Origin of the sequence: Uliginosibacterium sp. 31-12 (genome assembly GCF_030548425.1) — a bacterium.
Taxonomy (GTDB): domain Bacteria; phylum Pseudomonadota; class Gammaproteobacteria; order Burkholderiales; family Rhodocyclaceae; genus Uliginosibacterium; species Uliginosibacterium aquaticum.
The window spans coordinates 21,455-34,659 of record NZ_JAUOOA010000001.1 but is presented as its reverse complement, the minus strand read 5'-3'; the positions used below and the strand labels follow the sequence as shown (position 1 = coordinate 34,659).

Annotated in this window: 9 protein-coding genes and 1 tRNA gene; 4 read left to right on the top strand and 6 right to left on the bottom strand. The window is 55.5% G+C overall.

Annotation, left to right across the window (positions count from 1 at the left end; genetic code table 11):
- Positions 1-37 precede the first annotated feature (37 nt).
- The 6 genes from hsdR to Q3Y64_RS00130 form a co-directional block, all read right to left on the bottom strand.
- Positions 38-2,419, bottom strand: coding sequence for an EcoAI/FtnUII family type I restriction enzme subunit R (gene hsdR, locus Q3Y64_RS00155; protein WP_303559252.1), 2,382 nt, complete (start codon positions 2,417-2,419; stop codon positions 38-40).
- Complete coding sequence (locus Q3Y64_RS00150) at positions 2,416-4,263, bottom strand: DUF262 domain-containing protein (RefSeq protein WP_303559249.1); 1,848 nt, start codon at positions 4,261-4,263, stop codon at positions 2,416-2,418. Before Q3Y64_RS00150 ends, hsdR begins: the two co-directional genes overlap by 4 nt.
- 9 nt (positions 4,264-4,272) lie before the next feature.
- Positions 4,273-4,743, bottom strand: a complete 471-nt coding sequence (locus tag Q3Y64_RS00145; RefSeq protein ID WP_303559248.1) for a hypothetical protein — start codon at positions 4,741-4,743, stop codon at positions 4,273-4,275.
- Between the two features lie 10 nt (positions 4,744-4,753).
- The gene (locus Q3Y64_RS00140) at positions 4,754-5,938 is read right to left on the bottom strand and encodes a restriction endonuclease subunit S (protein ID WP_303559246.1); all 1,185 of its coding nucleotides are present in this window, start codon (positions 5,936-5,938) and stop codon (positions 4,754-4,756) included.
- Positions 5,935-7,422 (bottom strand): N-6 DNA methylase, encoded by a 1,488-nt coding sequence (locus tag Q3Y64_RS00135; RefSeq protein WP_303559244.1) that lies wholly within the window; start codon positions 7,420-7,422, stop codon positions 5,935-5,937. Before Q3Y64_RS00135 ends, Q3Y64_RS00140 begins: the two co-directional genes overlap by 4 nt.
- A gap of 451 nt (positions 7,423-7,873) precedes the next feature.
- A tRNA-Thr gene (locus Q3Y64_RS00130) sits at positions 7,874-7,949 on the bottom strand.
- A gap of 203 nt (positions 7,950-8,152) precedes the next feature.
- Between Q3Y64_RS00130 and Q3Y64_RS00125 the strand changes: the two genes are divergently transcribed.
- From Q3Y64_RS00125 to Q3Y64_RS00110, 4 genes are read left to right on the top strand one after another with little or no spacing between them, the layout of a single operon-like run.
- Entirely contained in the window at positions 8,153-11,386 is a 3,234-nt protein-coding gene (locus Q3Y64_RS00125) for a pilus assembly protein (protein ID WP_303559242.1), read from the top strand.
- On the top strand, positions 11,368-11,898 hold the full coding sequence (locus tag Q3Y64_RS00120) for a GspH/FimT family pseudopilin (RefSeq protein WP_101942272.1): 531 nt from the start codon (positions 11,368-11,370) through the stop codon (positions 11,896-11,898). Before Q3Y64_RS00125 ends, Q3Y64_RS00120 begins: the two co-directional genes overlap by 19 nt.
- Positions 11,895-12,431: a type IV pilus modification protein PilV gene (gene pilV, locus Q3Y64_RS00115; RefSeq protein WP_101942271.1), complete on the top strand. Its 537-nt coding sequence runs from the start codon at positions 11,895-11,897 to the stop codon at positions 12,429-12,431. Before Q3Y64_RS00120 ends, pilV begins: the two co-directional genes overlap by 4 nt.
- Positions 12,428-13,204, top strand: coding sequence for a PilW family protein (locus Q3Y64_RS00110; RefSeq protein ID WP_303559239.1), 777 nt, complete (start codon positions 12,428-12,430; stop codon positions 13,202-13,204). The genes pilV and Q3Y64_RS00110 overlap by 4 nt, the downstream gene beginning before the upstream one ends.
- Position 13,205 lies beyond the last annotated feature (1 nt).

Sequence of the window (13,205 nt, the reverse complement as noted above, 5' to 3'; positions counted from 1 at the left end):
TCACGAGCAAAACCAAGCATCAGTTAACTTATAGAGATCATCCCAGATACAGGTAGCGCTGAAAGCCCACAAACGCTCCCCGCACCTGATCCGCAGGCCCTAGATCCGCCAGCGCATCTGCAATCGCGTTGTTGTACCTAAGCTTCAACAGCGGACCGAGTTTTTCTTCATCGAGTTCTTCCACGCCCACGCTCACGTAATGCGCCAGCACAAAGCTCAGGAAGGCTCGCTGCTTGCTGCTGAACTCGGTGCCGATCACCACCTTGGCGCGTTCGGCGCGTTCCTCGCGGGTCAGCGGCGCTTCGGCGTACGCAATGTGGGCGAGCACGTCGAAGAGGTCGCTGTCTTCGGCGTCGATGATCTTTTGCATCTCCGCGAGCTGGTCGTGACCGAAGCCCTTTTCTTCCAGGCCGGCGAGCAGCTTCTTGCGGGTGTCGGGCGCGCTCCAGATGGCGCGCAGCTCGTCTTCATCCTTGAAGAACTCCGGCAGCTGGCCGTACAGCGCACTCACGAACTGCGCCGCAGACATCGGCGTGCCGTTCGGGTGCCAGAAGCTTGTTGCCATCATGTGCTGAATCTGGCGTTCCTTGCCATCCGCCAGCTTTACCTTGGCCTTCTTTTTCTTCTGGCACACGCAGGGCCGCTGGCCGCATTCCGCGCAAGGCTCGGGCGGGCAGGTGCAGGGCTGATTGCCGCACACAGGGCAAAGCGGGCGAGTCGGCTTTTCGCAGGTACAAGGCTGGTTGCCGCACTTTGTGCAAGCCTCCGGCTCCAGTGGCTCGCCATCCCATTCCGGATCACTGAAGTGGTGATGCGCCTTCACGAAATCGTAGATCGTGAAGTAGTCCTTGCCGTCATACAGCCGGGTGCCGCGCCCGATGATCTGCTTGAACTCGATCATCGAATTCACCGGCCGCATCAGTACGATGTTGCGCACATTGCGCGCATCCACGCCGGTCGAGAGCTTCTGCGAAGTCGTCAGGATGGTCGGAATGGTCTTCTCGTTATCCTGAAAGTCGCGCAGCCACTGCTCGCCCAGCCCGCCGTCCTCGGCGGTCACGCGCTGGCAGTAGTTCGGGTCACTGCTTGTTTTGGCCTGATTGATCAGATCGCGCACCGCCAGCGCATGGGTCTGCGTGGCGCAAAATACGATGGTCTTTTCGCGCTGGTCGATTTCGTTCATGAAGATCTCGACGCGCTTCTTCTCGCGCTCCTTGATCTCGATGATCTTGTTGAAATCCTTCTCTTCGTAGCGCTTGCCGGCCTCTATCTCGCCTTCTACCACCGTGTCATCAGCCGTGAAAACGTAGTCGTCCAGCGTGGTCGCGATCTGCTTCAGGCGAAAGGGCGTGAGGAAGCCATCGTTGATGCCATCCTTGAGCGAATAGATGAACACCGGCTCGCCGAAATAGGCGTAGGTGTCGGCGTTGTCGCGGCGCTTCGGCGTAGCAGTCAGGCCCAGCTGCACGGCTGGCGCGAAGTATTCGAGAATGCCGCGCCAGTTGCTCTCATCATTCGCGCCGCCCCGGTGGCACTCGTCGATGATGATGAAGTCGAAGAAGTCCGGCGGGTACTCACCGAAGTACGGTGTGTCACCGGCCCCGCTCATGAAGGTCTGGAATATCGTGAAGAAGATGCTGCCGTTCTTCGGCACCTTGCCCTTCTTCCTGATTTCGTCCGGCGCGATGCGCACCAGCGCATCTTCAGGGAAGGCCGAGAACGAGTTGTAGGCCTGATTCGCGAGGATGTTGCGATCCGCCAGAAACAGGATGCGCGGGCGGCGCATGGGTTCGCCCACAGCTTTCCAGTCGCCGATATTCCAGCGGCTGTGAAACAGCTTCCACGCCAGCTGAAACGCGATGAAGGTCTTGCCGGTGCCGGTCGCCAGCGTCAGCAGAATGCGGTCTTGCCCCTCCGCCAGCGCCGCCAGCACGCGCTCGATGGCGATGTCCTGGTAATAGCGCCCTTGCCAGTAACCACCCTTGTCTTCGAAGGGCACTGCGGCGAAGCGATCCCGCCAAGCATTCTCGGTGGCAAAGGTCGCCTGCCACAGCGCCTCGGGCGAGGGGAAGGCCAGCAACTCGCCTTCCGTGCCGGTCTGCATGTCGATGCCGTAGATGCCCTGGCCGTTGCTGGCGTAAGTGAAGCGAATCGCCAGCTTGCCCGCGTAATCCTTGGCTTGGCCCACGCCTTCGGTCAGCGCCTTGTCCCAGGCCTTCGCCTCCACCACCGCCAGCTTGGTGTTGCGATACTCCAGCACATAGTCTGCCGTCAGCGCCTTGCCGCGCTTGCCCGCACCCTCGATGCGGCCCAGCGTAATCGGGTACTCACGGCGGATGCGGCTGCCTTCCACCACGCCCCAGCCCGCTGCCACCAAGGCAGGGTCGATGTGTTCGGCGCGGGTTTCGGCTTCGTTCATGACTGACCCTCCCAAACCCAGATCCGTTCGCAAATCTGCTGGATTAATTGCTGGCGAGCATCAATATCTGCTTTCTGAAACATGGCATGTGCCTTGAACTTGAGCTCTAGGCTTTCAATCATGTTCAGAAAATTCGGATTGTTTTCGTAAGCCTGCGGGTGCAGAGACTTCGCCAGCAAATTTTCTTTCAGGTAGTGCTTCACCTTGTCGGCATAGGCCATGGCACCGTATGACTGGTTCGTGCCTCGGGGGAGAAGCAACAGATCACCAATCCGATTCCGATAAGCATCGAACTCATGTTGCTGATCAAACTCATCCCGGTGCTGGTCGAACTTGTCTGCCCAGATGTGCTCGACCTCAAAGGGCTTGGAATCACCCTGCCTGATGAAGTAGGACGAAAAATTATTTGAGTGGCCAGAGCGCTGCTCGCTATACCCCGTTATTCGAGACAGCAGGAACTTTACAAAATGGCGGTTCTGTCCATGCATTCTGAACTGGGCCAGACCATTCCACTTTTCCGGCATTTCTTCCAGCTTTTTGCCCAGAGCTTCGCGCAGGCTAAGCAAGTCCTTTCCACGAATCTCTTTGACCAGCGAGTACATCGTGTAGCGAATCGAGCTTGCGCCAAAATTCCTGAAATTGATGGCTCTTCGCACCGCAAAGGTTTCCAGGTACTGCGCGACCATGTTGATCTTGAGTCTGGCGGTCTCGGCGTCGTCGGAAGATATCAGCGGTGCCAGCATCAGCGGCAAACTAAGTGAGTCCGCCACGCCCCAGTGACTGTGATAGAAAACCCTTTCCCAGCCTGGTTTTTCTTCCTTCTGTGCATCAAGAATGTTGAGATAAGCCTGCAGATAAAACTTCAGCTCTGTGTGGATGAACTTCTGGAAATCCTCGGTTGAGTTCGCCTTGAGTTTGGCTTTGCTCAGGTTGTCGCGGAACCAGTTATGGAAGCGCGTACCGATTTTCTCGAAGTCTTCGTTTGACGAGCCAGCTTTGCCCTGTCGGATCGTGTCAGCGTACTGGCTTCGGAACCAAGCCTGAATGAATCGCTGATCCTCTTCTTTGCTTTGCGCGTGCAGGCTCTGGATGGCGCCCTTCCAGAACGTGTTGGCCTTGTCCCGACTCTTCTGCTCACTGAAGCGCGACAGGATGTAACTTTTCAGCATTTCCGTCGCCGTCAGATTCAAGCCCCGATCATTCATGGACTCAAAAATCGTGTAAGCGTTGTCATCGGAATACGCGGTGATCTCTACCAGGATCACGTTGTACTTCAACCAGTCCAGGAAGTACGGAAAAGCCGCGCCCTTCAACTCCTCAGGAAACGCCTCTTTGATATCCATGTATCGATCGGCCATGTTGACCGTCGATTCATCGTCCCCCGGCTGCACCTCGTAACACCCTTCGAGGAACAGTTTTTCTAGACATGCCATCCGCTCGTCGACCTGGATGTTGAAAGATTTCTTGCCGTATTTTTCCGAGAACACCAAGGGCTCTATGGATTCTTTGCCACCCAGCTCCTTTTGAAGATTGTTTAAAAAGATCAGAAGCAGCGTCAGCGAGGTCAATCGCTGTTGTCCATCGATAATGCTTCGCGCCCCATCCTTGCTACTCACCACAAAGGGCCCGAGGTAGTAGTTGTTGTAGTGCTCAACTGCCGTACGCGCATCGCCATCCTGGTAGACATCCAGAAATGTCGCGCTCAGGTCTGTCACCAGCTGTTCGATGTGCTTTTTCTCCCAGCTGTACTCACGCTGGAAGTAGTCCACGGTGTATTTGCGTTCGTTCAGGACATCGAAAATACAGCGGTCATCGGCATCAATCTTGTGGTCGTCTTTGCTCATGGCTGATCACTATTGGTCGGGGTCGTCTTCAAGAATGCGGCGAAAACTCGTCGCGACATACTTCTCGAACTGCGGCTTCACATGCTGGGTTTGCGCCTTGGTGTTCTTGCCGTTGAACCAGATCGAGCGCTTGCCCACGTTCTTGCCTTCCTTGTTCTGGTGCGACTCCGCGATGAATTCTGCAGACGACATGATCCACATCGTCTCCATCAGGTCGGAATAGAACACGAACCAGTAGTTCGGGCGCTGCTCGTGGCTCAGCGCCGCGAACAAGGCCGCGTCGCCAAAACTCACATCTTTCGAGCGCGCCTTGATCTGCACTTCTACAAAGCGGCCGTCCGGGCGTTTCACCACTGCGTCGATAGCATCGTCATCCACCAGCGGCAGATACACATCCAGCCCTTCCTTGAGCATCAGCCCCACGATGTAGAACTCGATGCGTTTGCCGAAGGCGGCGGAGTGGCGGAAGGGCAGGCTCATCGCGCGTCTCCTAAAGTTCGCCGCTGAAAGCCTGATGCAGCAGGGATTGCTTCAACTTGTCCAGCGCTTCGAGCTTGCGCTGGTAGAGGGCTTCGAGGTTTTGGGTTTCCTCGTGCAACTCATCAAGCAACGCAGCAAGTTCAGCCTGCTTTTCCACTGGAGGGAAGTAGCAACGGTATGCAAAAAGATGATCGCGATTCACTTTCGGCATGCCTGCACGAGCAGACCCAGCGTTCGCATAGTCGGTGAAGGCTGGTGATAGAAGCAGGTGGAATAAGTAATCTCGATCTACTTGGCCCTGTTTGGCGGACAGTGGGTAGATGTCCGCACTGCAAAGCCCGCGAAAATCAGGACGAGCTACCTTCATTAGATACGGACGAATTTTGCTGTAGAGCACCATTGATTCATCGAAAATGAACTTGCCCGAGATTAGTCCTTCCTCTCTGGCTGTCTTCAGCTCAAGCAGGCCGCCGGTTTTGGATTCGATGTTGGCGCCACCCACATGCAGCAAGTCCAAAAATTCTGCTTTGCGCGGATCAACCAATGCGGAGGAAATTTCACAGACATCTGCAAAGTTCTTCTCCACCCACCCCTCACCCGGCTGGCTGAAGACGGTTTGGAGATGGCTTTCGAAGAGGGCGCGGGCGTTTTGGCGGTTTTGCTCGGCGGCGGCGCGGGCGGTGGCGATGCCGGCAAAGGCTTCATCGAGGATGGCGACGATTCGTTGTTGTTCAGCGGGGGAAGGCAACGGAATTTCAACAGTTCGAAGATCGCCCAGATTTATTACCTGTTGCACCGAACCGCCTGTGTGCGCACCAAGACTTTCTTGACCATCCGGAGATTGGAGAAAGTACTTGATGAATTCAGCGTTGAATTCGGAGCGCAGTCGAATCAGTCCCACCTGTCTGGCAATGTTTGCGCCAGCCAAGGTGTCGGGAGCGATTGCCACTTGTCCGGGCTGGCCAACAAGGCACATCAGCAATTCTCCGCCCCTCAACAGGGTACGCGAGTACTGCTCCGAAATTTCTGCCGTTATTGTTCGAAGCTGACCAATCAGAACACACCCATCCGATATGTCGCCGCCGCGCACAAACCGAACAGTTCCTTCGTCTCCAGGCTTGATTACGCCGTAAGTGATTGGCGAGTCCTGCTCCGTCAAATCATCGAGACGAACCTTTGCCCACTGCTCCCTCATAGCATCGTCCTGATGTTCGCCAGCACTTCGGCGCTCTCGGCATCCAGCGCAGCAATTTCGTCGAGGATGTCCTGCGGGCTGCGATGCACCACGGCTTCGCCGCCGTTCGGGTTTTTCACCGAGAGGTCGTAGCTGGCGGTGGCGATGCTGGTGGCGTCCACGCGCCAGCTCTTGTCCGAAGCGGCAAAGGTTTTTTGCAACTCGATGAATTCGGCCAGATCGGCATCGTTGAGCGGGTTGGTCTTGCCCATGTTGCGGCCGGGGGCTAGCTGGTAGTACCAGGTGTGGCGCGTGGGGGCGCCTTTCTCGAAGAACAGCACGACGGTTTTGACGCCTGCACCCTGAAAGGTGCCGCCGGGGCAGTCCAGAATGGTGTGCAGATTGCAGCTTTCCAGCAGCAGCTTGCGCAGGCTGACCGAGGCGTTGTCGGAATTACTGAGGAAGGTGTTCTTGATGACGATGGCGGCGCGGCCACCGGCGCGCAGCATCTTGATGAAGTGCTGCAGGAAGAGGAAGGCGGTCTCTCCCGTGCGGATCGGGAAGTTCTGCTGCACTTCGGGCCGCTCTTTGCCGCCGAAGGGCGGATTGGCGAGGATCACGTCGAAGCGGTCGCGTTCCTGCACGTCGGCGAGGTTTTCGGCGAGGGTGTTGGTGTGCTGGATGTTGGGCGCTTCGATGCCGTGCAGGATCAGGTTCATGATCGCGATCACGTAGGCGAGGCTCTTTTTCTCTTTGCCGTAGAAGGTGCGCGTCTGCAGGGTTTCGAGGTCTTTGGTCGACAGGCTGGGAGCACGTTGCCCTTCGACAGGCTCAGGGCGAACGGGATTTTTTAGGTAGTCGTACGCTTCGCACAGAAAGCCGGCCGAGCCGCAGGCGCCGTCGTAGATGCGCTCGCCGATCTTGGGGGCAGTGACGCGGATCATGGCGCGGATCAGCGGGCGCGGAGTGTAGTACTCGCCGCCATTGCGCCCGGCATTGCCCATGCGCTTGATCTTCTCTTCGTAGAGCGCGGAGAGTTCGTGCTTCTCGACCTGCGAGCGGAAGCGCAGCTCGTCGATGTGATCGATGATGTCGCGCAGGGTGTAGCCGCTGCGGATCTTGTTTTTAATTTCGCCGAAGATCTCGCCGATCTTGTACTCGATGGTGTCCGGGCTGGAGGCACGCTGCTTGATGCCGTGCAGATAGGGGAAGAGCTTGCGATCGACGAAGTCGACCAGATCATCACCGGTGAGTGCGGCGTTGTGGTCGAGCTTGCCCTCGGCATCTTTGGGCGCAGCCCAAGTGCTCCAGCGGTAGGCGGGGTCGAGGATGTAGCTGTAGGCGCGGCCTTCGAGCATGGCTTCGGAGGCTTTGTCTTGCTCCAGCCCGTCCAGATACTTGAGGAAGAGCAGCCAGGAGGTTTGCTCGGTGTAGTCCAGCTCGGTGGTGCAGCCGCTCTCTTTCCAGAGGGCGTCATCGATATTCTTGAAGGCTTGTTCGAACATTGGGCGGGGTGTTTCCGGAGTGCTTGACCGAAATTCGGCCGAAAGCGTGAATTTACCCGTAAACGCCCATCCAGAGCCGGCTAAACAGCGCTTCGCGCCACAAAGATCAAAGCATCCTTGACCCACCACATCGGCCACACGCCGTCAAACCGCCGCGCGACACACCGGAAATGCACCTGCCCAACGGATAACGAGCAGAAATGGGCGGAAATTTGCACCACGAATCTACGCCCAGAACCGCCCGACGGTCAGGATTGCTCTTCTGTCTCGGCGTACCGCCCATTGGGACAAGGCAAGCTTTTCTTTACGAAATCGGCAGCCACAATGCAGGCAGGAAGAAGGCTCTGGAAGGTAATCCGGGCCGCACCACTCCCCTTCCCCGCCCTGCCATTTGGCCGGTTTGGGCAAACAAAAAGGGCCACCTCTTGCGAAGTGACCCTTTAGGCAAAACTGGTGCTGCTGACCGGAATCGAACTGGTGACCTACTGATTACGAATCAGTTGCTCTACCAACTGAGCTACAGCAGCGAAGGAGGCGGATTGTATGCGAACAACCGAGATTGCTCAACCACCTTAGACACAGATCCACCCGTCAGGAACATACGCCCCTTTGTCGCGATTTTGTTGAATTTGCCATTTCAACAACCAAAACTCAGGCAATCTTAAGCAAGCCATGTCATGCAGCAACTGCAATGCTAGGCACAAACGCAACACCAGACAGCGAGGTCGCCATGAAGCGCGCACAGTTCAAGCTCAGCACCCTATCTCTCTCCATCGCACTGGCCTTCCCGGCAACCTTCGGGGTACGTCTTGCACAAGGATCTGAGTTTTATCCTGCGCTCCCCCCGACCCTATCGAATTCGGTCACACCCAACGTACTGCTCTACATCGACACTTCTGGGAGCATGGGGCAAGACAGCAACAACAAGTGGGTACAAACCAGCAAGTGCAACCCTGACACCCAATCTGGCGGCTACAACAAATGCATCAACGACAACATTAAAGGCTTTCGCGACGCTGTTGACAGTGAAACCGTGTCTCCAGACACAAAGATGAATATTGCAAAACGGGTTGCCAGGAATGTTGTCGCCAACAACCCGGGCGTGCGCTTTGGTTTATTCACTTTTCAGGACGAAAAACTCAACGCCAGCAATGCAACTCGCGGCGTCGGCGCTAAGCTGCGAGCTCCAGTTGCTGATATGACGGATACGAACAAGGCAACTCTCAATACAGCCATCAGCAATATGTGGGCACGCACGTCCACTCCACTCGGTGAAGGTCTTACGGAAATCACGCGTTACTTCAAGGGGGAGACATCTCTCTACAACACTTGGAGTGGAAGTTACACAAGCCCAATCCAGTATCGCTGCCAGAAAAATTTTGTGCTTGTCATTACTGACGGCATGGCAACTGATGAAGACACTCTCCCCGGTGCAGGACTCTCCGCGCTGTCTTATACCGCCCGAAAAAGTAATGGTGATGCTGTCAGCAAAAATTTCTCTATCTGCAAAAGTGCCGACACTGCAGCCGACGACGGACTGACCGTCACCTGCCCTGCAACATTGGAAGGCTCCACAGGAACCCCAGGCTTCGACGACGATACGAGTAAGGATGGTTACAACTGGTTTCGTGCTATCAGGGACGTTGCAAAGTATGCCTATATTTCGGATCTAAAAGTCGGCGGAACAGACGGCGACAGTAAATCCTATGACGATCCTAAGTTCATTAAACAGAATTTGATTACCTACACGGTCGGTTTCTCCGTAGACAATCCTGTATTGGCTGCTGCAGCTACCGTTGGAGGCGGAAAATCCTACAAACCAACGGACGAAGCGACCTTAAATGCCGCTTTGACGAATGCAATCAATGACATCGTAGCCTCGGTTTCAAATGCGGGCGGCGTAGCCACGCGCAGTGAGGTGGCTTATGCCAGCAACGTCGCAATTCAACCTGTATTTAATCCGCAAGGCTGGTATGGCGAATTACGCTGCAAAAACCTAGACAAGAGTGGAACGATCACAGGAGACTGCAGCACGCCGAAAGCTATTATTCCGGCTGCTGCATCACGCAAAATCTACACAAGCCAAGTCACATCCAGCTCAACATCTACTTTCGATTTTACTTCTGAAAATCTTGGTTTGATGAGCACCAGTCAGCAGGCGGGCTTGGGCGCTGACGCCACGGAACGCCAAAACACGATCAAATGGATTCGTGGTGAAGACGTAACAGGCCTGAGAAGCCGTCCCAACGGAAAACTGGGGGACATGGTCGACGCGCAGCCCACCATCATCGCGCAATCGTCCGGTTTTACTACTGACCCCACTTACGCCCAGTTCAAAACAGACACCGCCTCGCGCAACCTTGTGCTGGTCGGAGCCAACGACGGGATGATGCACGCTTTCGACATCGGCACGATGACTGAATTGATGGGTTATGTGCCGCATGCGGTGTATCGCAATCTTAAGTCTTTGCCAAAAACCGATTACGGGCAGGCAACTGGCACGCCTCACGCATTTTTCGTAAATGGCAGCTCACGGCGCGAAGATGTCAACTTCCCAACTACCTCTTCAGATGGAAAGACCACTACTTCCAACTGGAGAACCATTCTTGCTGGAGGACTTGGTCAGGGTGGGCAAGGTTATTACGCTCTGGATGTAACGTCTTCAAGCACACTGACAGGCGGAGCTGCTAGCGCCGTGAAATGGGAATGGAACGACCAGCGCGATGCTCAAATCGGCTATAGCTTCAGCACACCGATTATCTACAACGTACGCACCTCGGCGACAACAGCAACACCAGCCATCATTTTCAGCAATGGCTACGAAAGCGACTTCGATGACACAGGTAGCAATGGTGGCGGCCAGAAGACAAGCAGCAAAGGCTCTGCCTTATTCATCGTAAATGCCAACACCGGAGCCTTGATCAAAAAAATTGAAGTCAAAAATGGCACAACAGAGCTTGGCAGTGGTTTATCTAGCCCGGCGGGCTGGGATTACGACAGTGATGGGATCGTCGACTACGTTTATGCGGGCGATCTTAATGGGAAGGTGTGGCGTTTTGATCTGACAAGTTCAAGTACATCAGCTTTTTCAGTTTCCACCACCCCGCTTTTTGACGCAGGCACCACACAGCCGATTGTGCAGCGCCCAGGTCTTTTCCCGACCGGCACCGATGGTGAGGTGATGGTAATTTTTGGTAGCGGCAAGCTTTTGCTCGATACCGATAGGACCGACACCAGAACGCAGGCTCTTTACGGTGTAGTCGATAACTTCAAGAGCGCAGTTAGCACCGCAGCAAAGTCCAGCCTCGTGGCACAGACCATTGATAGCACCTACACAATGAGCGCGACTGGAAAACGCGCGGGCACCTATCGCAAGATGTCAGCCAATACGGTGGATCTAGGCGTTAAACGTGGCTGGTACATTGATCTTCCTGGCGGAGAGCGCCTCGTTACGTCACCAATGGTGTATGCAGACAAAGCACTTTTTGGAACCGGCAGCGTGCAGTCTGGAGAAGTTTGCACTCCAGGAGGAAAGGGCTGGATCATGGGCCTCAACCCGCTCACAGGCTCCACTCCGAAGAGCCGCACCGGTCGTGAATACAGCTTCGTAGATATTGATGGAGACGACAAATCTACAACTGCAGACCAGATCCCCTTCACAAGCGGCAATGCCTATGCGGGCGGGTTTGATCGCAGCGGCATGCCCACAGAACTCACTTTCGTAGCGGATCAAAGCGCAGTCGTTGAGCTCACAACAGACGGAGCTTACGGCGCTGAGGGCAGCAAGATAGCCCTCCGCGAAGTCAACTCAATGGCGGTGTATCGTGCAGCTAAGTATTACTCATCCGGAAAAGGAGTCGTGCTAAGCGGCACGATCGGTACCGACACCATCGACCGTGACCGGATGCTAGGTCCAGCCTCCGGCGTCCGCGTTGAAACCGGCACATGGAAGGAACTCAAGTGAGGGTCTTCTGCAGCCCCATCTCAGAGGAATCCAGAGGCTTCAGCCTCATAGAATTGATGGTTACGCTCGCGCTGATGGCCGTATTGGCCTCCTTGGCGGCTCCAAGCATGATGGATATGGTGCGCGATTCAAGACTATCAGCTCAGTCTGACGCACTGGTGACCGCCCTGAATCTTGCTCGGCAGGAAGCTGTGCAGCAACGCAAGGTCGTCAAGTTGTGTCCAGCAAACAGTTCGGACACGGACTCTGCTTTAGCAGCATGCTCGACTACAGCCTCTTGGGGCAACGGCTGGTTGATCGCAGAGGGGAGCAACATCCTGAAACGCATACCGACCGGCTCGGGCGTCAGCGTCACCAACTCAGACACGAAGGTCGAATACTCAGCCACGCTGGGTAGCGTGACGGCGGTAAGCACTTTCACTCTGTGTATCAGCGGGCGTAAGCAACAGACGGTCAGCGTATCCGCCTCCGGGCGCGCCACAAAATCCATCGGCACAACTACCTGCACATGATGACCAGCAAGGAATACGAAATGTTAGCCCGCCGCTCCCAAGCTGGGGTCACGCTCATCGAGGTGCTCGTATCGATCACTGTTCTGGTGCTGGGCTTAGTGGGCCTTGCAGCCCTTCAAGCCAAAACCCTGATGATGAGTCAGAGCAGCTATTACCGCAGTATCGCTGCCGATCTCGCTACCAACCTTGGCGAACGAATTAGAGCAAATCGCTCGCCCTTTCTGGCTGATTCGACCTCGGAAGTCAAACCCGCCACCCCACCAGACTTTTCCAAGTGCGTGCAAAACACATCAGACAAAAGCACGGTAACTTGTTCTGCTCAAGATTCAACAGATCAGGCCTATCGTGTCAGTACGGAAATGACTGATTGGAACACACTCCTGCGCACTCAGTTGCCTGAGGCAACTTATACGCTGACCAGCGCTGCTGGTAATTATGCCGATCATTTCCGCTACACCCTTACCATCACTTGGCTGGACGACCGTAGCCAATCCAGCAACACCAACACCAGCTACTCTGTGGTGATCGAATGATGAATAAAAGACAGCCGGGTTTCTCGCTGATCGAACTGATGGTGGCATTGGTATTGTCAATGCTGGTGGTGGTCGCACTTGTTCAGATATATATAGGCACCCGCCAAACCAACCGCACTCAGGAAATGCAGGCGCGGCTCACCGAAGATGGGCGATTTGCCCTGTCCATGCTGCAGCGCCTGATATCCCAGGCGGGTTATCGCCCTCCCAGTGAGGCACTTGCAGCAGATCGCATAGCCCCTGATGCAACCACTCCTTCGACAAAATTCGTCCTCAGAACAAAAGGGGATGGCACAAATATTGTCAACTGCAATGGGGCCGCCATCACTAGCGGAACTGACACCACGCTTACCATTCAATTTGCCAGCAGCAAATTGAGCTGTATTACGAGTGGCACCACCCCCGTTACCACCGACTGGATTGCCACACAGACCGGAGGCCGCGGTACCGAAGTGGTCGATTTTCAGGTCATGTACGGCATCGATACTGCAGCCGCCCCAAACACACTAGCAGATGACTATCGGTGCGGAGGTGCTGGCGCGAATCGCGACTGTGTCGCAGACAGTTATGTCACCACGCTACCAACAGGCGTCACCAGTGTGCAGATCGTAGCAGTACAACTTTGTCTGATCTTGCGTACCGAGATGGCCGACGCAGGCATCAGCAAGGCCTCCGCTGTCAAGAATTGTAGCGGCACCGATATCAGCAACTCCCAGACCGATAGCAAGCTCTATCGCCAGTTCCAGAGCACGGTTCTGCTCAGGAATCGCTAGG